The organism is Parasphingorhabdus sp. (assembly GCF_048267785.1).
Lineage (GTDB): Bacteria > Pseudomonadota > Alphaproteobacteria > Sphingomonadales > Sphingomonadaceae > Parasphingorhabdus.
The window spans coordinates 1-23,641 of record NZ_JBLWWU010000009.1; the positions used below are offsets into that span (position 1 = coordinate 1).

The window sequence follows — 23,641 nt, forward strand, 5'->3', positions numbered from 1 at the left end:
TCCCGATTGGGCCTTGCGCGACGGCCATTTCTGGCTAATTCAGTTCGGGAAGCGAATCTGCACTTCCCGGAGCCCCAAATGTGACCGATGTCCGGTCAATGACATCTGTCTCTGGCTCAAAGTGCAGCAGAAACAGGATCAGGCCCATGAGTAACGAAACCAAGATGTACGGTATTTCCAATTGCGACACGATCAAGAAGGCGCGCAACTGGATGGAAAAAAACGGCATAAACTATGTTTTTCACGACTATAAGAAGTCCGGGATCAGCAAGGAAAAGCTGGAAATGTGGGTGATGCAGGTCGGCTGGGAAGCGCTGGTCAACAAGCGCGGCACCACCTTTCGCAAGCTGCCCGACATGGTGAAGGAAAATATCGGCGACGATACGGCGGTGATGGTGATGGCGGAAAATCCCAGCATGATCAAACGTCCGGTGCTGGAGCATGGCGACGAACTGGTCGTCGGATTCAAGGCATCGGATTATGAAGCCGCAGGACTGACGGCACGCAACAGCTGATGCCGACGATCATGTCCCATGCAGCGGTGCCGCTCGCCGGCGCGCTGATATTGGGGCGAAGCAGGCTATCCTTGCCGGTGATCGCAACCGGATTGATATTCGCCATGTTGCCCGATGCGGATGTTATCGGCTTTGGCTTCGGTGTCGAATATGCGGACAACTGGGGCCGCCGCGGCGCGACCCACAGCCTGTTCTTTGCCGCCGTTGCGGGCCTGTTCGCCACAGTCTTGCTGTCGCCCGAGCGATATGGCCTTGTGGCGGCTTTCCTTTTTGTTTCGATGGCTTCGCACGGCTTGCTTGATATGTTGACCGATGGCGGGCTGGGTGTTGCCGTGTTTTGGCCATTCGAAGCTACCCGCCATTTTGCCCTGTTTACCCCGATTGCCGTATCGCCGATCGGGATTTCTGATTTTATCAATAGCCGTGGCATCAAACTGTTATATTCCGAAGCTATCTGGATTTGGATACCGCTGACGCTGGTTGCTGCCGCAGGTTTTGGTATCAGGAAAAGGACAAGCAAATGGTTCAGGCAAAATGGAACGGCGCGGTGATCGCCGAGAGCGATGATACCGTTGTGGTAGAGGGCAATCATTATTTTCCGCGCGACTCCGTCTGGTCGAAATATTTGCTGCACAGCGACACGACCAGCCACTGCCCGTGGAAGGGTGACGCCTCCTATCATAGCCTGATTGTTGATGGTGAAATGAACGAGGATGCGGCCTGGCATTATCCCGAGCCGAAGGAAGCTGCCGCTGGAATCAAGGACAGGATCGCCTTTCTGAAAGACGTGGCGGTCGGCTAATGATGCGTGGCCGGATCGCCTCGACCTTGCTATTCGCGCTGGCCCTGGCCGGGTGTGGCGTGGAAGCGGAACAGGCAGGAGAAGAGAGAGTGACGACATCCACGCTAACCGGCGAAGCGCCCGTCATCATCGCCCATCGCGGCGCCAGTGGCGAGCGGCCGGAACATACGCTGGCCGCCTATCAGCTGGCGATCGAACAGGGTGCGGATTTTATTGAGCCGGATCTGGTGTTGACCAAAGACGGGGTTCTGGTTGCCCGGCATGAAAATGAAATCAGCGAAACGACCGATGTCGCCGAGAAGCCCGCGTTTGCCGGGCGCAAGACGACCAAGATGATCGACGGAGAGCCATATGAAGGCTGGTTCACCGAAGATTTCACCCTTGCCGAGTTGAAGACCCTGCGCGCCAAGGAACGCCTGTCGCAGCTGCGGGCGGCGAACACGGATTATGACGGCCAGTTTGAAATACCAACCTTCGAGGAAATCCTGAAACTCCTGCAACAGCAGGAACAGCAGAGCGGAAAACGGATAGGCGTCTATCCCGAAACCAAACATCCCGGATATTTTGCATCAATCGGGCTGGCACATGAAGGACCGATGCTGTCTTTGCTGACACAATATGGTTTCGATGGCGCGGACGACCCGATATTCATCCAGTCATTCGAGGTTGGCAATCTGAAGACTCTCGCCGGGAAAACCAAGATCCGGCTGGTTCAGCTGGTTGCCGCCGAAGGCGGACCGCCCGACCGGCAAGGCCAGAGCTATATGTCCATGCTCACCGCGGATGGTTTGAAAGAAATCGCCACTTATGCCGACGGAATCGGACCGGCGAAAGATCTGGTGATTGGCCGCAATGCCATTGGCCAGCTGGGAAGACCGACCGGGCTGGTGGATGCGGCGCACAAGGCTGGTCTGCTGGTCCATCCCTGGACCTTCCGGCGCGAGAACCATTTTCTCCCAACTGATTTCAAGAGCGGTATTGATCCGCGCGATGCGGGGGATCTGATGGGCGAAATACGCGCCTATGTTGCCGCGGGGGTAGATGGTCTGTTCAGCGATAATCCGGCCCAGGCGGTGCCCGCTGCAAAGCAATAATCGCGAAGCTGGCCTTATCTTGTATCGTCGCTTATCAAGGCCGGTCTATCAACGTCACTGCTGAGGATTGCCATGTCAACGACCTTCAAACTCGATACTTCCACCAGCCGCGCCAATCCGCGACCGCAGCCGATGCGGCGCCTGTCGGTGCCGAAAATCCAGAGCCGGAAGGTTGACGGGGTGACGGCAGAACCGGTGGTCATGCTGACCGCTTACACCGCGCGGACCGCACAATTGCTCGATGCGCATTGTGACATGTTGTTGGTCGGTGATTCGCTGGCACAGGTGATCTACGGGCTCGATTCGACCATCCCCGTGACGGTCGACATGATGTGCAATCATGGCGCGGCGGTCGTTCGCGGCAGCTATCACAGCGTCGTCGTCGTCGACATGCCATTCGGCTCCTACGAATCCTCGCCGGAAAAAGCCTATGAAAGCGCTGCTCGTATATTGAAAGAAACCGGTGCTGCTGCGGTCAAGCTCGAAGGCGGGGAAGTGATGGCCGAAACCGTCGCCTTCCTCGTCCAGCGGGGCATTCCGGTGGTCGGCCATGTCGGCCTGACACCACAGGCAATCAATGTGCTCGGCGGCTATGCCGCGCGCGGACGGAGTGACGCGGAAGCGAAGAAAATCGTCGGCGATGCGGTTGCGCTGGATCAGGCTGGTGCCTTTGCAATCGTGCTTGAAGGCGTGCTGGAACCAATCGCGATCGAAGCGACAAGGGCGGTCAATGCGATCACCATTGGTATCGGCGCGTCGGCGCAATGCGATGGTCAGGTTTTGGTTACTGAGGACATGCTCGGCATGTTCGACCGTACTGCCCGCTTCGTCAAACGCTATCACAATATCGCCGAACAAATCGACCAGGCGGCCGAGCAATATGCCGGAGAAGTCCGGGAGCGCAGCTTTCCGGGGCCAGACCAGCTTTATCAACCGAAGAAATAGCGGCATTCTTGACTTGTCGCCGATCCGCCGTTCAGCCTGTGGAAATGGTCAATAGACTTTTACATTTGCTATTGGCGACGCTAAAGGACAGCCGATTGCCAATCGCGGTCGTCTGACTGGCGAACCCGGCACATGAAACAGATTTGAGGAAGCCACATTGGCCAAAGACAAAGATCCAGCACCAGAAGAGCAGCCAGACCGCCAGGAACAAGTGTTTCTGCGCGAAGTCGATGAAGCGGTGCGCGAAGACCAGCTGAAGAATTTCGCTGCGCGGTACGGATTGTGGATTGTCGCGGCCATTGTCATCGGTCTCGGATCGCTGGCCGGCTGGATATTCTGGCAAAACAGCCAGAATGAAGAATCAGGCCTCCGCAGTGAAGAATATGTCGCGGCCATTGACAGTGTCCGCCAGAATAATCTCGACGGTGCCGCCGCGGCGCTTGAGCCCCTGACAGAAGCCAAGCAGGACGGTTACCGGGCCGCCGCCCTGTTGATGCAGGCCAATATCGCGCTGGAAAAGGATGATCCCAAAAAGGCGATCGAAGGCTATGGCAAGGTGGTTGCAGACGAGAATCTGCCAAAACCGTTTCGCGATCTGGCGTTGATCCGCAAGACCGCTGCGGAATTTGATACGCTCAAGCCTCAGCAAGTGATCGACCGGCTGAAGCCGCTGGCGGTGCCAGGCAACCCCTGGTTCGGCAGTGCAGGCGAAATGGTCGCACTGGCCTATCTGAACATGAATAAATCCGATCTCGCGGGACCATTGTTCGCTCAGTTGGCGAAAGACGAAAGCGTTCCGCCCACAATCCGGTCGCGTGCTTTGCAAATGGCGGGCGTCGAAGGCATTGACGCAGTGGAAGCGGATGACGATGGTGAAAAAGCGACACCGACGAATGCGGGCGCGGCTAAGGGAGAAGCTAAGGAATGATTTCCGGTAAGAAACTGATCGCCGGCCTGATGGCCCTGTCTTTGCTGTCAGGTTGCGGCATATTGGGTGGTGGCGATGGCGAGGACAAGAAGAACACCCCCACTCTGGGCAAACGAACCCCGATATTGAGTGGTGAAAGCGGCGCGGAAGTGGATCCGGCGCTGGCCTCTATTGCGGTGATCCTGCCTGAGCCGGTCGCCAATAGCGAATGGGCGCAATCAGGCGGCAACGCGAGCAAATCAATTGGTCATGTTGCTCTGGGGGGCAGTCTTGCGCGTGTCTGGACTGCCAAAATCAGCGGCACGACAAAGCGGGAACGGCTGGCGGCGGCACCAGTGGTGTCGGGTGGACGGCTTTTTGTCATCGATACCGAAGCCATGGTCCATGCCTTTGACGCTGCATCAGGCGCAAAAATCTGGACCACCCAGATCGAAGTCAAGGGAGACGGAGCATCGTCCCGGTTTGGCGGCGGCGCCAGTGTGTTTGATAATGTTGTCTATGCGACCAACGGTGTCGGCGATGTCGTCGCGCTCAACGCGGCAGATGGCAGCCAGATCTGGAAAGTTCGTCCAGCGGGTCCCTTGCGCGGGGCGCCGACAATTTCCAATGGCAATGTCTATGTGATGACGCAGGACAACCAGATTTATGCGCTGAATATGGTCGATGGTTCTGTACAGTGGAATGAAGCCGGTACGGTTGGTCTGGCAGGTATTTTCGGTGTAGCCGCGCCGGCAGCCGGACAGGGTACGGTCGTGGCCGGTTATTCTTCGGGCGAACTGACCGCCTATCGCTATGAAAATGGCCGCAACCTGTGGAATGATGCGTTGGCACGTACCAGTATCACAACGTCGGTGGCGACCTTGTCCGATATCGATGCCGATCCGGTAATTGATCGCGGTCGCGTTTTTGCGCTGGGTCAGGGCGGCCGTATGGCGGCTTACGAACTGGTCACCGGGCAGCGGATCTGGGAACTGAATATTGCCGGGATTGCGACTCCGGCGGTGGCGGGTGAATGGGTGTTCGTGTTGACCGATGACGCGAAACTGCTGTGTATTGCCCGGCCCAATGGCAAGGTCCGCTGGATGAGCCAGCTGGCGGCGTTCAAGAACGAGAAGAAAAAGAAAAACCCGATCAACTGGACCGGTCCGGTATTGGCCGGCAATCGTCTGATTGTCGCCAGCACGCAAGGCGACGTTGTCGCAATTTCACCCGGAGAAGGATCGAGCCAGACGCTGTTCGAACTGGATGACGGGATTTCACTACCGCCTATTGTGGCCGGTGGTATGCTGTATATTCTCGACGACGGCGGCCGGATTTCGGCGTTCCGCTGAGGATATAAACCAAAAGGACGGGACCGGCTTTATGCTGCCCAATATTGCAATCATCGGTCGGCCAAATGTCGGCAAATCAACCCTGTTCAACCGTCTGGTTGGCAAGAAGCTGGCGCTCGTCGATGACCGGCCAGGTGTGACCCGTGACCGCCGGGAGGGAGCGGCCAATCTGCTGGGTCTCGAGTTTAACGTTGTCGACACGGCGGGCTATGAAGATGAGGATGCAAGGAGCCTGCCCGGACGGATGCGCAAGCAGACCGAAATGGCGGTTTCTGGCGCAGAACTGGCTATATTCGTGATTGATGGTCGCGCTGGTCTGACGCCGCTCGACGAAGAAATCGCGCGCTGGCTGAGAAGTTCGAAAACCCCGGTGGTGTTGCTGGTCAACAAGGCTGAGGGAAAAACGGCGGAATCCGGAATATTGGAAAGCTATTCGCTTGGCTTTGGCGACCCGATCCCGTTTAGCGCCGAACATGGCGACGGCATGGCTGACCTGTTCCAGGCGATCCAGCCCTATGTTGAAAATTTCAAAGCCGCCGCAGCCGAAGAACCCACCGATGAATCGGCTCCGCTGAAACTGGCTATTGTCGGCCGTCCCAATGCCGGCAAGTCGACCTTGATCAACAAGATGCTCGGCGAAGACCGGATGATAACCGGTCCGGAAGCCGGAATCACGCGCGACAGTATCACCGTCGACTGGGTGTGGCACGATGATGCCCTGACCGAAGAGGAGAAGCTGGACGGCATAGAGCCGGACCGGCGGGTTCGGCTGATCGATACAGCCGGCATGCGCAAAAAGGCCAAGGTCAATGACAAGCTGGAGAAGCTGGCCGTGGCCGATGCGCGCCATGCGGTCGACTTTGCCGAGGTGGTGGTGCTTTTGCTCGACGCGACCAAGGGACTGGAAGCGCAGGATTTGCGCATTGCCGATCATGCGATCCAGGAAGGTCGCTGCCTCGTCATCGGAATAAACAAATGGGATGTCGCGGAAGGGCCGAGCAAATTGTTCAACGGTATTCGTGCGGCGCTGGATGATGGACTGGCCCAGGTGCGGGATGTGCCGCTTATCGCGGTGTCGGCCTTCACCGGCAAGGGCATTGACCAGTTGATGAAAGCCGCATTCCGTGCACGCAGGGTCTGGTCGCAACGGGTTTCGACGGGCAAGCTCAATCGCTGGTTCGAAGATGCCATCACCGACAATCCGCCCCCGGCACCGGGCGGAAAACGGATAAAATTGCGCTATATAACCCAGGCCAAGACACGACCGCCGTCGTTCGTGATCTTTGGTACGCGGGTTGATGATCTGCCCGAAAGCTACCGGCGCTATCTGATCAACGGAATCCGTCGCGAACTGGGTTTCGGCGGGGTCCCGGTACGGCTGATCATCCGCGCTCCCAAAAACCCCTATCACGAAAAAGACTGATTGGCTCCGAAACGGGCGGGCGGGAGCCGATTATTCTCGAATATTTTATGTTCCGGTAACGAAGCTTTCACCGTTTCGGTTGTAAGCTTTTCGCGTGTCGTAGATCATCGCTATTTTTTTCGGAGAGTATTTGGTGTCACCATTGGACAATGAACTCATTGACCGGACTGTCTGCACCGAAACGCGCACTGCGCTTGGTGCCAATTATGTCCGGATTCTCGGCTATTTCCGTGAAGATGGCACCCAGTCCGTCGGCAAGATTGAATCAGCGATGCGCGCGCATGATGCGGTCGCAATGGTTGATGCCTCTCACAGCCTCAAGGGAGAAGCCCTGCAATTTGGTGCTTTGCGGCTGAGCGCTACTGCGGAGACAATCGAAATGACTGCGCGCGCCTGCGTCGAACATCATGATACGCCTGATGAAGTGATCGAACTGGTTGCCGCTTTACGCCCGATGTTTGAAGAAACGCTCGCCTTTCTTGAAAAAGGTGCCAGTCCTCTGGTCCAGGAGCGTCATCCTCAGGGAATGTCCCGCCTGTTAGGTTGAGGGACCCGCTACCCGGCTACTCGACCGGTTTCGACTGCAGCTGGATATAATTTTCGATTCCCATCCGTTCGATCATATCGAACTGCTGCTCGAGCGAATCAACATGATCTTCTTCGCTTTCGAGGATTTCAGCAAACAGATCGCGGCTGACATAGTCGCGCACGCTCTCGCAATGTTCGATAGCATTTTTGAGCATCGGCAGCGCTTCATATTCCAGCTCAAGGTCGGCTTTGAGAATCTCTTCGACCGTTTCACCGATCTTCAGGCGTCCGAGCAATTGAAAATTGGGCAACCCGTCGAGAAAGAAAATCCGCTCGGCCAGCTTGTCCGCATGTTTCATTTCGTCGATGGATTCATGCCGCTCGAATTCGGCCAGTTTTGACACGCCCCAATTGTCCAGCATGCGATAGTGCAGCCAATATTGGTTGATTGCGGTGAGTTCGTTTTTCAGAGCTTCGTTGAGAAACTCGACAACTTTCGTATCGCCCTTCATGGCAGAGTCCTTCCCGTCTGTCAGTGGATCAATTGGGGAAGTCTATACACTATTGCCGCGCGAAGCGAAAGGGCGGCGTTCGTAGAAAATCGAGTTATTTCAATGATTTGCTAACGAGAATGCTAAGCGGTCGCAATTTCGGATTTGATAATCGTCTGGGCAAAGGCAAGGCATTGTCCGCATTTTGGCTTACGGCCAAGCTGGGCATAGACCTTAGAGGGGCGGTCTGCCCCGCTGCGCACGGCGGCTCTCAGGTCTTTTTCCTTAATCGCATTGCAAACACAAACAACCATTTCGGTTCCTCTCTGCGACTCGTATATCGCTAATGAGAATAGATCGCAATATCAAAATTTGCCCTAATTGTCGCTTTTGCCGATCCGCATCGGTTGCGGCCGGCCCTTTGCCAGGCTGCGCCACAGCCATTCCAGCGGCCCATAGCGAAAACGCATCAGCCAGGGTTGCGACCAGAGCAGCATAAGCGCCCAGGCCGCTGGCACGAACAGATATAGTTCCGCACGCCCGATCGATCCATATAATCCCAGTCCCCAGCCATAGAAGATGAAGGTCATCAACAGGCTGGTGCCGATATAGTTGGAAAAAGCGGCCCGCCCGACAGCGGCGATCCGGTGCAGCAGGGGCGACGCCCGAAATTTCCCGATCAGACTCATCAGCAATGCTGCATAGCCAAGAGTCATCAGCAATTGGGATGGCGTATTCCAGGCGTAGCTGGCGTTGACCAGTAGCAGCAGGTCAAAATCCCTGTGGATCAGGCCGAATGTTATCCCGATCAGTATGATTGCGCCGATGGCAGTCAAGCGTACGCCCCATCGCCGATATTCTGCCGCGCTCCAACCGCCGGTCATGAAACCATTTTTGTAGAGCGCCATGCCGATCATCATCAGCGGCAGGGTCTCGACAAGATTATAGGCCACCGATGAAAGCGGATCGAAAAGATGATTGTGTATTTTTGCGAGCAGAATTGGAAGAAAGTCCGATCGGTGGAGCGCAATCTCAGCACGTATCGCTGCCGGTCCGGTGTCGAAATCAGCGATGGCTTCCCGCAGGTTTTCGACCGCTTCGCTCCCGGCTCCGGGAAGCCCCGCCTGATATTGGAGGTAGAGCAGACCGCCGAACATAAAAATATAGCCGATGAAGCCGATCGTGAAGATCAACAGGGCTCTCCGGAACAGGTCTTCTGCGGTGAGCCCGGCCAGAAAAAAAGCGATGCATCCAACGGCGGCGTAGAGAAACAAAATGTCGCCGGACCACAAAAGAAAATAATGGGCGAGGCCGAAGATTGCCAGCCATGCCATCCGGGAGAAATGAACCTTCGCGGGGTTTTCGCCATTGGTTTGTGCCCGCTCGATGAGGAGCATCATGCTGGCTCCGAACAGGATGGTGAACAGGCCGCGCATTTTTCCGTCGACGAAAATATAGGATAAAGCCCATATAATGATGTCGGGCGTATCTGTGCCGCCGTAGATTGCGGGGCTGATATAGGCCATTTCCGGCATGGAAAATCCGACGATGTTCATCAGCAATATGCCCATCACAGCAAAGCCGCGCAAGGCGTCGAGTTCGAGGTAGCGGGGGGAAGAGGGGATTGTGCTCATCTACGCGCCGTTCGTCCTGAGCCCGTCGAAGGACCGGGAGAAACAATAGCCGCTGCTACGTGCTTCGCCCGGCTCGGCACGAACGGGATCGGGCGATGGCCATTGCGCTATCACAGCCAGCTGGCGATCTGGTCGAGCGGCTTCTTGTTCGTCGCATGGACCGGGATCGTCGCGTCTGGGGCCGGTTTGCCGGCGACCAATATCATCATCGGCTTTTCATTCGCCGGGCGATCGCAGAGCTGGTTCAGAAATTTCATCGGATTGGGTGTGTGGGTCAGGGTCGCTAGGCCCGCGTCGTGGAGCGCGGTGATCAGGATGCCGGTGGCGATGCCGACGCTTTCGTTGACATAATAATTCTGCTTCATCTCGCCGGGATTGATCCCGCCCTTGCGCTGGCCGAATATGACGATCAGATAAGGCGCGGTTTCAAGAAACGGCTTGTCGGCATCGGTACCGAGCGGTGCCAGCGCCTCCAGCCATTCGTCGCTGCCCTTGCTGTCATAAAAGGCGCGCTCCTCTTCTTCTGCGGCGAGACGAAGAGCGTTCTTTTTGTCAGCGGATTCGATCACGGCGAAATGCCATGGCTGGTGATTGGCTCCATTGGGCGCGGTGCCAGCCGCGAGGAGCGCATTTTCGATAACCGCACGGGGAACGGGTTCATCGCTGAAATAGCGGCAGGTTCGCCTGGTCCGGATCGCTTCGTAAAAGGCCCGGGACCGGGCGACGCGTTCGGCATCGCTATAGTCCGGCAATTCGGTGTAGGGCAGGGTCTCATGGGGTTTCAAAATTCCGGCTCCTGCGTCAAAAATTCGGCAAAGTTCGTCAAAGTTCAGGCCAAGAAAGCCTTTTTTGAGACGAGGATTGGTACCGATGGTGGATAGCCGAGCAAGTCCGGGTAGGAAAGCCACTATCTTATATTGACATAGATGTTAGTAAGGGACATATACGTCTCATGAAAATCGATCACAAATTCTCGACGCCGACTGATTCGCAAATGCCATTTGTCCATCCGGAACGTCCCGCCGCTCGCTTTCGTCCCCTGAAAGCGCTCCATCATTTCCGCGAACTGATCAAGGACAAGGAAGATACCGAACAGGTCTTCCATATTTTTGAAGCGTTGCCGCGGCCCGGCTTCCGCAAGGATGCCAGAAAGTTTGTCGAAAGCGACAAGGGCAGGGCGCTGCTGCAAAACGAACCGGAACTGGCAGTGATTCTCGACGATCATGATCGTCTCCGGCAAATGCCCGCCGGCAGTCTGGCTCATGCCTATTGCGACTTCATGGAGAAAGAAGGGCTGAGCGCCGCCGGTCTGATTGCGGAATATGACCAGTTCAGTCCACGCAAATATGGCGACCTCATAGAATGGTATGGTTTTCGCCAGCGCGACACTCACGACCTGCTGCACGTGCTGACCGGCTATGGCCGCGATGCGCTGGGTGAAGCCTGTGTGCTGGCGTTCACCTATGGCCAGAATCCTGCGCTGGGCAATGTCTTCATTGCTTATGCTGCGGGTCTGAACATGAAAAAACAGGTCAAGGGCGACGTGCCGATTTTCAAGGCGATCCGCGAAGCGCAGAAAATGGGCAAGGCCTGTCCGAAGATTACGGATGAGTCGATCCTTGATCTGCTCGCCCAGCCGCTCGATGCATTGCGCGAACGGCTCCATATCCAGACCCCGCATTTTTATCATCAGGCCCACAGGCAATTTCGCGCGCTGAATGTCGATCCGTACGATATGCTGGCCCAGGCGGCTTAGACCTGTCCGTCATCCCGGCGGAGGCTGGGATCCAAGTCATGGCCTGTTAGATGCGCCAGATGGGTTTAGGCCCCAGCCTACGCTGGGGTGACAGATTTATCGAGATTGTCTGCTATCAGCGCAAGTCCTTGCGGATCACCAGCTTCAACCCTGACCATATGGCATCCACCGCGCAGACCTTGATATCGACAAAGCCCATCGGCAGCGCGACTTCGCGGATCGTGTCCTCGGTGACGTCGGTGTCCACTTTCGAAGCTTTTTTCGGCCAGCTCACCCAGACCTGACCAGCAGGATCGATCATGTCGCGCAGGGTGGCTAGATGCTCTTCCATCGCATTCCGTTCTGTCACGAAAATATGTGCGGCGTGCAGCCCGGGGGCAGGGACCTCATCCTCGGACAGGGTCAGTCCGGAATCCTCAATCTCGGTCCGGACACTCTCCGGCATGTCGAGAAACCAGACCCGCATCCCGTCCTTGAGGGTAAGTTTTTTGGCCAGCGCCGTATCCGAATATCCTGAAGCCATGATCGGCATCCTTTCGCGTTGTACCCCGGAACCGCGCGATGGTAGTGGGTGTTGCCGGGGGAAGATGATTATCTACATCAACGGTCCGATGCCAGCGTGGTTCCCTATGCTGTGGGTGTGCCTGTTTCGGTTGGTTAGGGAAAGCACGAACAATGAGTTGGTGGAAGGGCTAGTCCTCCATCCAGTCGCGGAAGAAACTTTCGTGGGCCTCGCGGAGATCGGCCACAGCAATCGGCTTTCCGTTGAGCACGAGCTTGTCGCCCTTCACCTGGCCGATTTTCTCGAACGGCACCTTTGCGCGATCCAGATCATCTTCGTTGCGATAGGTGATGACATAGCGGCCCTGCGCTTCGCTGAAGGCAAAGGCGCTGGTCATCGGATCGATTTCGGCGCCGAGATTGCCGGCCAATGCCATTTCGGCGAGCGTCACGGCGAGGCCGCCGTCGCTGATGTCGTGGACGGCGGTGACTTTGCCGGCGGCGATCAGTTCGCGGACGATCCGGCCGGCCCATTCTTCATCCTTGAGATCGACTTTCGGCGGCGGTCCATCGGTGCGGCCGTGGATTTCGCGCAGCCAGGTCGACTGGCCGAGTTCTTCATGATGAAACCCGATGGTGGCGATGAGATCGCCTTCCTGCTTGAAGCCGATGGTCATCATCTTGTCGAGATCGTCGATCAGCCCGACCGCACCGATCGCCGGGGTTGGCAGGATCGCGTGGCTGATGCCGTCGGCGCCGGTGGTTTCGTTGTAGAGGCTGACATTGCCCGATACGATCGGCATGTCGAGCGCCTTGCAGGCTTCGCCCATGCCTTCGATCGTACCGACAAATTGCGCCATGATATGGGGCTTTTCGGGATTTCCGAAATTCATGCAGTCGGTGGTGGCCAAGGGTTTGGCACCGACCGCGCAGAGGTTGCGGTAAGCTTCGGCGATCGCCTGCTTGCCGCCTTCATAGGGATCGGCCTTGCAGTAGCGCGGGGTGCAGTCTGTGGTGATCGCGAGGCCCTTGTTGGTGCCGTGCACACGAACCACAGCAGCATCGCCGCCCGAGCGTTGCGCGGTATCTGCGCCGACCTGTGAGTCATATTGTTCCCAGATCCAGCGGCGCGAGGCGAGGGCTGGACTGGCCAGCATCTTGAGCAAATCCGCGCCAATGTCCGTGTTCTCGGGAATGTCGCCGACTGGCTGCACATTCATATGCGCGGCATATTCCTCGCGGGTCAGGTGCGGACGGTCATAGAGCGGCGCGTCGTCGGCGAGCGGGCCGAGCGGAATATCGCAGACGGTCTCGCCCTTGTGGGTCAGCACCATCCGGCGGCTGTCGGTGACTTCGCCGATCACCGCGAAATCCAGTTCCCATTTGGTGAAAATCGCCTCGGCCATTGCTTCGCGGCCGGGTTTCAGGACCATCAACATGCGTTCCTGCGACTCGCTGAGCATCATTTCGTAAGCGGTCATGCCGGTTTCGCGGCACGGCACCTTGTCCATGTCGAGAATGATGCCGACTTCGCCATTGGTTGCCATTTCGACGCTGGAGCTGGTCAGTCCCGCCGCGCCCATATCCTGAATCGCGACAATCGCGTCGCTCGCCATCAGTTCGAGACAGGCTTCGATCAGCAGTTTTTCGGTGAACGGATCGCCGACCTGGACAGTGGGGCGTTTTTCATCGCTGTCATCGTCAAATTCGGCGCTCGCCATGGTCGCGCCGTGGATACCGTCGCGGCCGGTCTTGGAACCGACATAGACGATCGGATTACCGACGCCCGAGGCTGCCGAATAGAAAATCTTGTCCGCGTCCGCGACGCCGACGGTCATCGCGTTGACGATGATATTGCCATCATAGGCGGGATCGAAATTGGTCTCGCCGCCAACCGTCGGTACTCCGACGCAATTGCCGTAACCGCCAATGCCGGCAACCACGCCCTTGACGAGATGCTTCATCTTGGGATGGTCGGGCCGTCCGAAGCGCAAGGCGTTCAGGTTCGCCACTGGCCGCGCACCCATGGTGAAGACGTCACGGAGGATGCCTCCGACGCCGGTCGCCGCGCCCTGATAGGGTTCGATATAGGACGGATGGTTGTGGCTCTCCATCTTGAAGATCGCCGCCTGACCATCGCCAATATCGATCACGCCGGCATTTTCACCGGGACCGCAAATAACCTGCGGGCCGGTGGTCGGCAGTTTCTTCAGATGCAGGCGCGATGACTTGTAGGAACAATGTTCCGACCACATGACCGAGAAGATACCGAGTTCGGTGATATTCGGCTCGCGGCCGAGTGCGTTCAATATGCGCTGATATTCCTCTGCATTCAGCCCATGCTCGCGCACGGTTTCGGTGGAGATTTTGGGCTCGGTAATCTTCGTGTCTGTGGTCATGAAGACCCTTTAACGGGGCGGGACAATTTCGCCTAGAGGGAATTGATGTTTCGCTGCGCTGCTTTAAGGGTTGATGTTAGTGCCCCCGCGAAGGCGGGGGTCCATCTCCAGAGCTAGCGTCTGGACGAAATGGCGGGAGATGGGCTCCTGCCTCCGCAGGAGCACATTCATATGTCCAAGACCATCGAGCTGATTTTCGATTTCGTCAGCCCCAATGCCTATCTGATCTGGCAACCGCTCAAGGCGCTGGCGGAGAAACATGGCGCGACCATCGAAATCACCCCGGCCTTTCTTGGCGGCATGCACAAGCTGACCGGCAACGCGCCGCCGTTCATTCGCGATGCGGAGGTGAAGGGCAAGAATGACTATGCGATGCTGGAGATGAACCGCTTCATCAAGAAGCACGGCCTTTCTAAGTTCAAGATGAACCCGAAATTCCCATTTAACACGATCACGCTGCTGCGGATGCTGGTTGCGCTGGAACCGGCCAGGCGCGGGGAGTTTATTGAACGACTCCTGCCTCCGATCTGGGAAGACGGGCTGGATGTCACCGATGCCGATACGCTCGGCAAGATATTGCAGGACGGCGGGTTCGACGCGGCGGCGCTCTTCGCGCAAACGCAGGACCCGGCGATCAAACAGGTGTTGATCGACAATACCGAAAATGCGGTCGCGCGCGGTGCCTTTGGTATCCCGACCATGTATGTTGATGGCGAGATATATTTCGGCAAGGAACGGCTCGGCCAGATCGACGAGCAGCTCTCCGCTTGAAATCGCCGTGCAACGATATCTGCACCATCGATCGCCCAACCGGCCTGTGTATCGGCTGCGGGCGCAGCCTGTCGGAAATCGGTGAGTGGGGATCGGCGTCATCGGATCGGAAGCGTGAGATATTGGCCATGCTGCCCGCTAGAATGCAGGCACTTGGCAAAAAGCTGAAGGCTTGATGCCCGGGAGCGTCAGGCCTTCACGAATTTCAGCACCAGATAGGCGGTCAGGGCTGCGGTCACTCCCGTAGCAAAGGCCCCCCAGGCGATGTCATAAAGGCTAATTTTCGTCGACCAGACCTTGAGCACGGCTTGGCTGGTCAGGTCATAGGTCGCATAAGCGATTCCGCCGAATAGCGCGCCGTTGAGCAGGGCGGCGGTCCATTGGCCGCTGGCCAGCGCCGGCTTGATCCCGAACCAGACGATGCCGAACAGATAGATCGCATAGAATATCATCGCCGGTGCCTTGCGGAACTCGTCCGCCATGATCTCGCCGATCACCGGGCGGTACAAAGTCTGTGCCATATTGCTGAGCCAGAGATAATCGAGAATGCCGAAAACGAGAGCGGCGATGCAATAGGCGGCGATATATTGGGTCATGATCGATCCTGTTCTAGCGTTGCTTCAATTCACGTGTCCGTCCGGCCCACCATGCGGCCAAAGCGGCGACCGAAAAGGCGAACAGGCCGGTGAGCTTCATCGCCGTATCGGCGGCTTCGGGCTCTGGACCGAACCAGTTGATGGATTGGAAGAGCAGCAGCAATACGGCCAAAAGGCCAAGGGCATATTTGGACTGGCTCGAAATGGCCTGAGTCCGGATGACGTAAAAGGCCAGCGCGCCAAAGGTGATCGCCAGCTCCAGCGGCATTTCGATCATCGGATAGTTCCATAGCGCAAAGCCCAATTTCGGCGGGGACCCGGCCAGCGTCAGGTCGGGCGCATGGACCAGCAGGTCGAGAAACCAGTGCGACAGTACGACCGCGCCGCCGATAAGGGCTCCGGTCCGGTTGCGGGTGAACAGCCAGATCAGCAGCACAAAGCCCGTGGCCCAGACCGCGCTGCCCAGCAGGCTATGGGTATAGGGCATGTCATATAGATCCAGCGGGACCATTTTTGTGATTCCCGGCGTGATGCGAAAATTTTCGATTCCCGTCAGCGCCAGTCCGAAAAAACCGAAATCCAGCAATTGCCCGGCCACAAACAGCGTCCCGAGACCCGGCGCTTTGGGATGGGTTGCGGCGACCATGGCTGGCGCAAAATGACCGATAAACATATTTTCTCTCCCCTTGGCGCCGCAAGGCTACACAATGCGGTGCATTAAGTGAAGTTGCGCCCTTGACCGCACGGGAAAGCCTCGTCATTGAATTGCGTCATGAGCGAAACCAACGAAGACCTGTCCGCGCTGAATTTCGAGGATGCCCTGAAGCGTCTCGAAGATATTGTCCGCAAGCTGGAAAGCGGCGACGTGCCGCTCGACCAGTCGATTGCACTTTACAGCGAAGGCGAGAAACTGCGTGGCTTGTGCCAGCAACGCCTGGAAGCGGCGCAGGCCAAGATCGAGAAAATCACTCTTGATCGCGATGGCAAGCCGCAGGGCACAGTCGCATTTGACGCGGACTGAGTGAGTGGCGGCCAACAATAATTCGGACCTTTTGCGGGAAATGAAGCGGGTCGCGGTCGACATCGACCGCCAGTTTGATACGCTATTGCAAATACCGGACGATGCCCGCCGCGACCTCTACAAAGCGATGCGCCATGCCGCGATCGGTGGCGGCAAACGGCTAAGGCCTTTGCTGGTGATGGCCACTGCGGGGCTGTTCAATGTTGATGAATCCTGCTCCATCCGGGCGGCCACGGGGGTAGAGGCGCTGCACGTCTATTCGCTGATCCACGATGATCTGCCCTGTATGGATGATGATGATCTGCGCCGGGGCAAGCCGACCACCCATATTGCCTTTGGCGAAGCGACGGCGGTTCTCGCTGGCGATGCCCTGCATGCGCTGGCCTTTGGATTGCTGGCGGATGAACGCACCCATCGTGATCCTTTCGTGCGCGCAGAAATGACCGCCTGTCTCGCCAAAGCCGCCGGACCCGCTGGCATGGCGGGTGGCCAGATGATGGATCTGGTGGCCGAAAATTCCACTTTTGACCTGCCGACCGTGACCCGGCTCCAGCAACTGAAAACCGGAGCATTGATCACCGCCTGCGTGGAAATCGGTGCGATTCTGGGCCGAGTGACGAAGGAAGGTCGCACCAGCCTTCGGGGCTATGCCCATGATCTGGGGCTTGCGTTCCAGATTGCCGATGACATCCTTGATGTCGAGGGTGACGAGGAGAAGACCGGCAAAGCGCTGCACAAGGATGCGAAAGCCGGAAAAGAAACATTTCTGAGCCTGATGGGACTGGAACGGGCAAAGGATCAGGCTCAGATGCTGGTCGATCAGGCCAAGTCCCATCTCAATGGCTATGGTAGCGAAGCGGATATGCTGCGCGCCATTGCCGAATATACAATCACAAGAGACCGCTAGGCGGGAGGAACGAGACATGAGAATCGGCGTTTATCCAGGGACTTTTGATCCCATCACATTGGGGCATATGGATATTATCAGGCGCGGCATGCGGCTGGTCGACAAGCTGGTGATCGGGGTGACAACCAATCCTTCGAAATCACCCATGTTTTCGGACGAAGAGCGGCTGGACATGGTACGCCGGGAAACTGCCGAACTGGGCGACGGCGTCGAGGTTGTCGGTTTCAATATGCTGCTGATGAAATTTGCAGAGAAACAGGGCGCTGGCGTGATCGTGCGTGGCCTGCGCGCGGTGGCGGACTTTGAATATGAATATCAGATGGCCGGCATGAACCAGCAGCTCAATGGCGATATCGAGACGGTGTTTCTGATGGCGGATGTCTCGCTGCAGCCGATTGCTTCGCGTCTGGTCAAGGAAATTGCCATGTTCGGGGGCGAGATCCACAAGTTCGTAACACCGCTGGTGGCCGATGAAATTACTGCGCGGGTTGAGAAGATCGGTCTCAAGGGCGATCAATAGCTCGCGCGAGCAATTCATTGCGGAGCAAGGTAAAATCGTTCAAAGACCAGTTTCTTTCCAATCCCCGATGCCAAATGAGTATGCCATGCTGCGTAAATATTTACTGATTATCTCCGCTTTGTTTCTTGTGCCCTTTGCTGCACACGCTCAGGAAACAGAGGAAAAGACGCCGGCGCCCGCGTCCGTTCCGCCTGAAGAGAATATTCTTTATCTTGATCTGTCGACTGGTGGCCGGGTGACGATACAGCTGTTTTCGGCGCTTGCCCCCAATCATGTCGAGCGGATCAAGACCCTGACGCGGCGGGGTTTTTACGACGGCATTATCTTCCACCGGGTAATCGAAGGTTTCATGGCGCAGACCGGCGATCCCACCGGAACAGGGACCGGTGGCTCGGACCTGCCTGACCTGAAAGCGGAATTTGGTAAATTTCCCCACGTCCGCGGGGTGGTCTCGATGGCGCGTTCCACGAGCGAAGATAGCGCAAACAGTCAGTTTTTCATCGTCTTCTATCCGCGTTTTTCCCTGGATGGCAAATATACCGCCTTCGGTCGGGTGACCTCCGGCATGGAATATGTTGACGCGATTGCACGCGGCGAACCGCCGTTGAATCCCAGCCGGATATTGCAGGCCTCAATTGCTGCGGACAAAAAACCACCGGTCTTGCCAGGTGCTCGGGCAGAGGTGCCTGAAGCTCCGATCTCGATCGAAGACCTGAACGCGCCGATTAATCCTTAGTCCAGTCGGTGCGCGTTGATCTTTTCGACTTTGCACTGCCGCAGGAGCTTATCGCGTTGCGACCGGCGGTTCCGCGCGACAGCGCGAAGCTGCTGAGCGTCTCGGGCGACCAGATATCCGATCATATTGTCAGCGATCTACCGCAATTGCTGGGTCCCAAAGACATATTGGTCTTCAACGATACCAAGGTCATTCCCGCTCAACTGCAAGGCACGCGCGGCGAGGCCAATGTCGGTGCTACGCTGCACAAGCGGGTCGATCTGCGTCGCTGGCAGGCCTTCATCCGCAACGCCAAGCGTTTGCGCGTTGGCGAAACCGTCGATTTCGGCAGGGACGTATTTGCGGAAGCGGAAGCGAAGCTGGACGACGGCAGTTTCATATTGCATTTCCTTGGCGACGAGCCGGTCGAACTATTGCTTGAGCGCGCGGGCACCATGCCGCTACCGCCTTATATCGCCAGCAAACGCGCCATCGACGAGCGCGATGCCGATGATTATCAGACGATGTTTGCCAAGGAAAAGGGCGCCGTGGCTGCGCCGACGGCGGCGCTGCATTTCACCGACGGATTATTGGCAGGGCTGGCTGACGCCGGTGTAGGCAGTGAAATATTGACCCTGCACGTCGGGGCAGGGACGTTCCTGCCGGTCAAGGTCGACGAAACCGACGATCACCAGATGCACAGCGAATGGGGGCGGATTGACGCCGCCACCGCCGATCGCCTGAATGCCACGCGGCAGGCAGGAGGCCGGGTCATCGCTGTCGGCACCACCAGCCTGCGCCTTCTGGAAAGCGCCACGGGAGAAGACGGGATCATCCGCCCGTTTGAAGGCGACACCGATATTTTCATCACGCCGGGCTACAAGTTCCGCGCGATCGACGGCCTGATGACCAATTTCCATCTGCCTAAATCGACCCTGTTCATGCTGGTTAGCGCGCTGATGGGGATGGAGACGATGCAGGCGGTTTACGCCCACGCGATTGCGGGTGGATATCGTTTTTACAGCTATGGCGATTCCAGTCTCTTGCTGCCAGAATGCTAGGATCGGGCTGCCCTTGTTGCTAGTGGAACAAAAAGCCGAATCAGGGCATGATCGCCCAGAACATAAATGTTTCGAAACGGAGAGATGACAATGGATAGCTACGAACAGCATTATATCAATGGCCAATGGGTCGATTCTATTGGCGGGACCTCGCATCAGGTCATCAATCCGGCGACCGAGGAGCCGGGCACGAAAATCACGCTCGGTACCAAGGCAGATGTCGATGCTGCGGTTGCCGCGGCAAAAGCGGCTTTTAAAAGCTTCAGTCAGACCTCGCGCGAAGAGCGGATAGCTTTGCTCGAACGGATCATTGAAGAATATAAAAAGCGTATGCCCGATATTGCCGCCTCTCTGGCGGTCGAAATGGGCGCTCCGGTCAGTCTCGGTAATGCCGCGCAAGCCCCTGCCGGCCTTGGCGGGTTCATGGGCACGCTTGAAGCGCTAAAGAATTTCCAATTCTCTGAAAAAGTTGGTGCCAATACCGTCGTATATGAACCCATTGGCGTGGTTGGCATGATCACCCCCTGGAACTGGCCGTTGAACCAGATCACGTTGAAAGTCGCACCGGCCCTGGCGGGTGGCAATACGATGGTGTTGAAACCATCCGAAGAATGTCCCGGCAGTGCTGCCATTCTCGCCGAGGTTATGGATGCAGCAGGCGTCCCTGCGGGCGTCTTCAATCTGGTGCAGGGTGATGGCCCGACAGTAGGCGCGGCAATTTCATCGCATCCCGATATATCGATGGTCAGTTTCACCGGATCGACACGGGCCGGTATTCTCGTCGCAAAAGCCGCCGCCGATACCGTCAAGCGCGTACATCAAGAACTTGGAGGCAAATCACCCAATCTGGTCCTGCCTGGCGCCAAACTGGAGGAAGTCCTGCCACCGACGATTGCCGGGGTGATGATCAACACCGGACAAAGCTGCATCGCGCCGACCCGCGTATTGGTGCACAAGGACCAGAACAGCGAAGCGATCTCCGTGGTGAAAAATATCGTTGAGAGTCAGGAGGTTGGCGATCCAACGATTGAGGGCGGGCATTTGGGGCCGGTTGTGAACAAGGCACAATATAACAAGATTCAGGATCTGATTCAGTCCGCCATCGACGAGGGCGCGACGCTTGAATCCGGCGGCACGGATCTGCCTGCCAATGTCAACCGGGGCTATTATATCAAACCGACATTATTTAGCGGTGTGACTCCCGATATGCGGATCGCCAAGGAAGAGATATTCGGCCCGGTCGTGACACTGATGAGTTACGACAATCTTGATGAAGCGATCGAGATTGCGAATGATACCGACTATGGTCTTTCCGCCGTCATTTCCGGTGATCCGGCTGAAGCCGCAGATGTGGCTCCGCAGCTGCAAGCCGGCATGGTTATCATCAACAATTGGGGACCGGCTCCCGGTGCGCCGTTCGGCGGTTACAAGCAATCCGGTAACGGCCGTGAGGGCGGTGTTTACGGCCTGAAGGATTTCATGGAAATGAAAGCAATCAGCGGCCTGCCCGATTAAGCGCTCGCATTGATTGGACGTACCCTTTTCATTCCCTATTGTTTGACAGGAACGATCCTGTTGATTGCAACAAAAAAAGGGCGGCTCAGCTGAGCCGCCCTTTGTAATTTTGCTTGCCGAAAGGTCTAGCCTTCGGTGGGAGCCGTCGCCGGAGCAACCGGTGGATCGTTATCGGCGACTTCCGTGAGCGAGCCGCCCATCGCTTCGCATTCACCAGCTTCAGTGCTTTTCCAGGCATTGCCCTGATAATCGAGAACGGAAGTACCAGCGCAGGTGGTGCCTTCGCCCGCCTTGCAATCATTTTCACCCGCTTTGGCAATGCCATAGCATTTTTCCGTTTCCGCTGCAGCGACCTCGGTGACTTCGTTGCTTGCTGCTTCAGCGCCTTCGCTGCTAGCTTCGTTAGTGCCGCCGGAACAGGCGGACAGGGCCGCGGCCGCGATCAATGCGGAGGCTGCCGAACCCAGTTTCGTTGCTTTCGTCATAAAAATACTCCCGATTTAGCTCTTTGAAAATCCGTTGCCATCCTGCACAGACGTGGATTAATTCGGACAGGACGGACACTTGTTTACACCAACAACAGGCAAACACATAATCGAGGCTGTAAAATCTGGTTTCGCCGTGAAAACCGGACAGACAACCGGGTATTCCCATGGCTGATCGTTTTTCCTTTTCCATCGCCGCTACCGACGGCAAGGCGCGCACCGGCACGATTCATATGCAGCGCGGCGATATCCGCACGCCTGCCTTCATGCCGGTGGGGACGGCGGCAACGGTCAAGGCGTTGAAGCCCGAGACCGTGCGCGCGACCGGCGCGGATATCATTCTCGGCAATACCTATCATCTGATGCTGCGCCCGGGCGCGGAACGGGTGGCGCGGCTAGGCGGTCTGCACAAGTTCATGAACTGGGATCGTCCGATCCTGACCGACAGCGGCGGCTATCAGGTGATGAGTCTGTCAGAACTGACCAAGCTGAGCGAAAATGGCGTGGAATTCCAGAGCCATCTCGACGGCTCGCGCCATATGCTGACGCCCGAACGGTCGATGGAAATTCAGCGGCTGCTGGGCAGCGATATCGTCATGGCGTTCGACGAATGCACCAAAAATGGCGCGACCCCCGAAGAAGCGCAGGCGTCGATGGAACGATCGATGCGCTGGGCGAAGCGCTCGCGCGACGGTTTTGACAGCGGCAAGGATCATGCGGCGAGAGCGGCCCTGTTTGGGATTCAGCAGGGATCGCTGGACAAGGACATGCGTGCCGCTTCCGCCAAGGCTTTGATCGACATCGGCTTTGACGGCTATGCGATCGGCGGTCTGGCGGTTGGCGAGGGGCAGGAGGCGATGTTCGAGGTGCTCGATTATGCGCCGGATCAACTGCCCGCCGACAAGCCGCGCTATCTGATGGGTGTCGGCAAGCCGGATGATCTGGTTGGGGCGGTTGCGCGTGGTGTCGATATGTTCGACTGCGTGCTGCCGAGCCGCTCGGGCCGGAACGGACAGGCGTTCACGGCACGCGGTGCGCTCAACATTCGCAACGCCAAATTTGCCGAGGATCTGGCACCGCTGGATGAAAGCTGCGAATGTGCGGTCTGTGCAAACCACAGCCGGGCCTATCTGCATCATCTGATCCGGGCGAAGGAGATATTGGGCGCGATGCTGATGACCGAGCATAATATTGCTTATTATCAGGCGCTGATGGCAGGGATGCGGGCAGCTATTGCTGAGGGGACATTTGCTGATTTTGTAAAGGATTTCTCGCGAAACTATCTGGGCGGTGGCGAAGCGGATTGATCTCCGGTTGCTCCGCTATTATTGTTGAGCGATGCACGAGACGCTAGCCCAGGGGACCGTCCACAAACTGGCGGAAGATATGCGAACGGCCCTTGCCGCGGATGCCGAGACCTTCGAGCTTTGGCAAAGCCTCACTCCGCTCGGTCGTAACGAATTTATTTGCTGGGTCGAAGATGCCAAGCAGGCAAAGACCCGCGAGAGACGAATCGGACGAACCATCGAGGAACTGCTGGAGGGCAAGCGCAGGCCGTGCTGCTGGGCGGGCTGTATCCATCGCACCGATAAGGCGCCCAGCAAATGGCAGCAGGCGGTATTGATCGACAAGAAGAAACAATAGCTATTCGCATGAATGCACGCGGGCAGGCGTGACAAATGCGATTGAGGCCTTAAAGCTCC

At 57.2% G+C, this 23,641-nt stretch carries 30 protein-coding genes; 21 read left to right on the forward strand and 9 right to left on the reverse strand.

The window, feature by feature from the left end:
- Positions 1-13 precede the first annotated feature (13 nt).
- The 10 genes from ACN0VD_RS08825 (at position 14) to ACN0VD_RS08870 (ending at position 7,585) form a co-directional block, all read left to right on the forward strand.
- Positions 14-154 (forward strand): hypothetical protein, encoded by a 141-nt coding sequence (locus ACN0VD_RS08825; RefSeq protein WP_417593709.1) that lies wholly within the window; start codon positions 14-16, stop codon positions 152-154.
- Positions 147-515: an ArsC family reductase gene (locus ACN0VD_RS08830; RefSeq protein ID WP_089133301.1), complete on the forward strand. Its 369-nt coding sequence runs from the start codon at positions 147-149 to the stop codon at positions 513-515. Before ACN0VD_RS08825 ends, ACN0VD_RS08830 begins: the two co-directional genes overlap by 8 nt.
- On the forward strand, positions 515-1,066 hold the full coding sequence (locus ACN0VD_RS08835) for a metal-dependent hydrolase (protein ID WP_417593576.1): 552 nt from the start codon (positions 515-517) through the stop codon (positions 1,064-1,066). Before ACN0VD_RS08830 ends, ACN0VD_RS08835 begins: the two co-directional genes overlap by 1 nt.
- Positions 1,036-1,317, forward strand: a complete 282-nt coding sequence (locus tag ACN0VD_RS08840; protein WP_417593577.1) for a DUF427 domain-containing protein — start codon at positions 1,036-1,038, stop codon at positions 1,315-1,317. Before ACN0VD_RS08835 ends, ACN0VD_RS08840 begins: the two co-directional genes overlap by 31 nt.
- Positions 1,317-2,411 carry a glycerophosphodiester phosphodiesterase gene (locus tag ACN0VD_RS08845; protein WP_417593578.1) on the forward strand — a complete coding sequence of 365 codons (1,095 nt, stop codon included), beginning with the start codon at positions 1,317-1,319 and terminating at the stop codon, positions 2,409-2,411. Before ACN0VD_RS08840 ends, ACN0VD_RS08845 begins: the two co-directional genes overlap by 1 nt.
- Before the next feature lie 72 nt (positions 2,412-2,483).
- Complete coding sequence (gene panB, locus ACN0VD_RS08850) at positions 2,484-3,356, forward strand: 3-methyl-2-oxobutanoate hydroxymethyltransferase (RefSeq protein ID WP_417593579.1); 873 nt, start codon at positions 2,484-2,486, stop codon at positions 3,354-3,356.
- A gap of 157 nt (positions 3,357-3,513) precedes the next feature.
- Entirely contained in the window at positions 3,514-4,284 is a 771-nt protein-coding gene (locus ACN0VD_RS08855) for a tetratricopeptide repeat protein (RefSeq protein ID WP_417593580.1), read from the forward strand.
- Positions 4,281-5,615, forward strand: coding sequence for a PQQ-binding-like beta-propeller repeat protein (locus ACN0VD_RS08860; protein WP_417593581.1), 1,335 nt, complete (start codon positions 4,281-4,283; stop codon positions 5,613-5,615). Before ACN0VD_RS08855 ends, ACN0VD_RS08860 begins: the two co-directional genes overlap by 4 nt.
- A 31-nt stretch (positions 5,616-5,646) precedes the next feature.
- Positions 5,647-7,038, forward strand: a complete 1,392-nt coding sequence (gene der, locus ACN0VD_RS08865; protein ID WP_417593582.1) for a ribosome biogenesis GTPase Der — start codon at positions 5,647-5,649, stop codon at positions 7,036-7,038.
- A gap of 133 nt (positions 7,039-7,171) precedes the next feature.
- Complete coding sequence (locus ACN0VD_RS08870; protein WP_417593583.1) at positions 7,172-7,585, forward strand: Hpt domain-containing protein; 414 nt, start codon at positions 7,172-7,174, stop codon at positions 7,583-7,585.
- Between the two features lie 16 nt (positions 7,586-7,601).
- Here ACN0VD_RS08870 and bfr read toward each other — a convergent pair whose 3' ends face one another.
- From bfr to ACN0VD_RS08890, 4 genes are all read right to left on the reverse strand, one after another.
- Entirely contained in the window at positions 7,602-8,078 is a 477-nt protein-coding gene (gene bfr, locus ACN0VD_RS08875) for a bacterioferritin (RefSeq protein ID WP_417593584.1), read from the reverse strand.
- A gap of 122 nt (positions 8,079-8,200) precedes the next feature.
- Complete coding sequence (locus ACN0VD_RS08880; RefSeq protein WP_417593585.1) at positions 8,201-8,371, reverse strand: (2Fe-2S)-binding protein; 171 nt, start codon at positions 8,369-8,371, stop codon at positions 8,201-8,203.
- Between the two features lie 63 nt (positions 8,372-8,434).
- Positions 8,435-9,691 (reverse strand): DUF418 domain-containing protein, encoded by a 1,257-nt coding sequence (locus ACN0VD_RS08885; protein ID WP_417593586.1) that lies wholly within the window; start codon positions 9,689-9,691, stop codon positions 8,435-8,437.
- Positions 9,692-9,801: 110 nt separating this feature from the next.
- Positions 9,802-10,476 (reverse strand): nitroreductase family protein, encoded by a 675-nt coding sequence (locus ACN0VD_RS08890; RefSeq protein WP_417593587.1) that lies wholly within the window; start codon positions 10,474-10,476, stop codon positions 9,802-9,804.
- 167 nt (positions 10,477-10,643) lie between these two features.
- Between ACN0VD_RS08890 and ACN0VD_RS08895 the strand changes: the two genes are divergently transcribed.
- Positions 10,644-11,447, forward strand: coding sequence for a Coq4 family protein (locus ACN0VD_RS08895; protein WP_417593588.1), 804 nt, complete (start codon positions 10,644-10,646; stop codon positions 11,445-11,447).
- A gap of 115 nt (positions 11,448-11,562) precedes the next feature.
- On the opposite strand, the gene ACN0VD_RS08900 is transcribed toward ACN0VD_RS08895, so the two are convergent.
- Together ACN0VD_RS08900 and purL are read right to left on the reverse strand one after the other, a co-directional pair.
- Positions 11,563-11,970: a hypothetical protein gene (locus ACN0VD_RS08900; RefSeq protein ID WP_417593589.1), complete on the reverse strand. Its 408-nt coding sequence runs from the start codon at positions 11,968-11,970 to the stop codon at positions 11,563-11,565.
- Positions 11,971-12,139: 169 nt separating this feature from the next.
- Positions 12,140-14,347 carry a phosphoribosylformylglycinamidine synthase subunit PurL gene (purL, locus tag ACN0VD_RS08905; RefSeq protein WP_417593590.1) on the reverse strand — a complete coding sequence of 736 codons (2,208 nt, stop codon included), beginning with the start codon at positions 14,345-14,347 and terminating at the stop codon, positions 12,140-12,142.
- 171 nt (positions 14,348-14,518) lie between these two features.
- Between purL and ACN0VD_RS08910 the strand changes: the two genes are divergently transcribed.
- Together ACN0VD_RS08910 and ACN0VD_RS08915 are read left to right on the forward strand one after the other, a co-directional pair.
- A complete protein-coding gene (locus ACN0VD_RS08910; protein ID WP_417593591.1) occupies positions 14,519-15,118 on the forward strand; it encodes a 2-hydroxychromene-2-carboxylate isomerase in 600 nt (199 codons plus the stop codon).
- Positions 15,115-15,294: a DUF1289 domain-containing protein gene (locus ACN0VD_RS08915; protein WP_417593592.1), complete on the forward strand. Its 180-nt coding sequence runs from the start codon at positions 15,115-15,117 to the stop codon at positions 15,292-15,294. Before ACN0VD_RS08910 ends, ACN0VD_RS08915 begins: the two co-directional genes overlap by 4 nt.
- Positions 15,295-15,306: 12 nt before the next feature.
- Here the strand turns inward: ACN0VD_RS08915 and ACN0VD_RS08920 are convergent, their stop codons facing one another.
- Positions 15,307-15,714 (reverse strand): DUF2177 family protein, encoded by a 408-nt coding sequence (locus tag ACN0VD_RS08920; protein WP_417593593.1) that lies wholly within the window; start codon positions 15,712-15,714, stop codon positions 15,307-15,309.
- Positions 15,715-15,727: 13 nt separating this feature from the next.
- Positions 15,728-16,387 (reverse strand): hypothetical protein, encoded by a 660-nt coding sequence (locus tag ACN0VD_RS08925; RefSeq protein ID WP_417593594.1) that lies wholly within the window; start codon positions 16,385-16,387, stop codon positions 15,728-15,730.
- A 99-nt stretch (positions 16,388-16,486) separates the two neighbouring features.
- Between ACN0VD_RS08925 and ACN0VD_RS08930 the strand changes: the two genes are divergently transcribed.
- From ACN0VD_RS08930 to ACN0VD_RS08955, 6 genes are all read left to right on the forward strand, one after another.
- Positions 16,487-16,735, forward strand: coding sequence for an exodeoxyribonuclease VII small subunit (locus ACN0VD_RS08930; RefSeq protein ID WP_417593595.1), 249 nt, complete (start codon positions 16,487-16,489; stop codon positions 16,733-16,735).
- Positions 16,736-16,775: 40 nt separating this feature from the next.
- Complete coding sequence (locus ACN0VD_RS08935; RefSeq protein WP_417593596.1) at positions 16,776-17,642, forward strand: polyprenyl synthetase family protein; 867 nt, start codon at positions 16,776-16,778, stop codon at positions 17,640-17,642.
- 16 nt (positions 17,643-17,658) lie between these two features.
- The gene (gene coaD / locus ACN0VD_RS08940; RefSeq protein ID WP_417593597.1) at positions 17,659-18,162 is read left to right on the forward strand and encodes a pantetheine-phosphate adenylyltransferase; all 504 of its coding nucleotides are present in this window, start codon (positions 17,659-17,661) and stop codon (positions 18,160-18,162) included.
- An 85-nt stretch (positions 18,163-18,247) separates the two neighbouring features.
- On the forward strand, positions 18,248-18,898 hold the full coding sequence (locus ACN0VD_RS08945) for a peptidylprolyl isomerase (protein ID WP_417593598.1): 651 nt from the start codon (positions 18,248-18,250) through the stop codon (positions 18,896-18,898).
- A gap of 8 nt (positions 18,899-18,906) precedes the next feature.
- Positions 18,907-19,938: a tRNA preQ1(34) S-adenosylmethionine ribosyltransferase-isomerase QueA gene (gene queA, locus ACN0VD_RS08950; protein WP_417593599.1), complete on the forward strand. Its 1,032-nt coding sequence runs from the start codon at positions 18,907-18,909 to the stop codon at positions 19,936-19,938.
- A 90-nt stretch (positions 19,939-20,028) separates the two neighbouring features.
- Positions 20,029-21,453, forward strand: coding sequence for an aldehyde dehydrogenase family protein (locus ACN0VD_RS08955; protein WP_417593600.1), 1,425 nt, complete (start codon positions 20,029-20,031; stop codon positions 21,451-21,453).
- A gap of 125 nt (positions 21,454-21,578) precedes the next feature.
- Here ACN0VD_RS08955 and ACN0VD_RS08960 read toward each other — a convergent pair whose 3' ends face one another.
- A complete protein-coding gene (locus ACN0VD_RS08960) occupies positions 21,579-21,938 on the reverse strand; it encodes a DUF2282 domain-containing protein (protein WP_417593601.1) in 360 nt (119 codons plus the stop codon).
- A gap of 167 nt (positions 21,939-22,105) precedes the next feature.
- Here ACN0VD_RS08960 and tgt point away from each other — a divergent pair, with 167 nt between their 5' ends.
- Together tgt and ACN0VD_RS08970 are read left to right on the forward strand one after the other, a co-directional pair.
- Positions 22,106-23,245 carry a tRNA guanosine(34) transglycosylase Tgt gene (gene tgt / locus ACN0VD_RS08965; protein ID WP_417593602.1) on the forward strand — a complete coding sequence of 380 codons (1,140 nt, stop codon included), beginning with the start codon at positions 22,106-22,108 and terminating at the stop codon, positions 23,243-23,245.
- A gap of 79 nt (positions 23,246-23,324) precedes the next feature.
- Positions 23,325-23,582: a YdeI/OmpD-associated family protein gene (locus tag ACN0VD_RS08970; protein WP_417593603.1), complete on the forward strand. Its 258-nt coding sequence runs from the start codon at positions 23,325-23,327 to the stop codon at positions 23,580-23,582.
- The last annotated feature ends 59 nt before the right edge of the window (positions 23,583-23,641 follow it).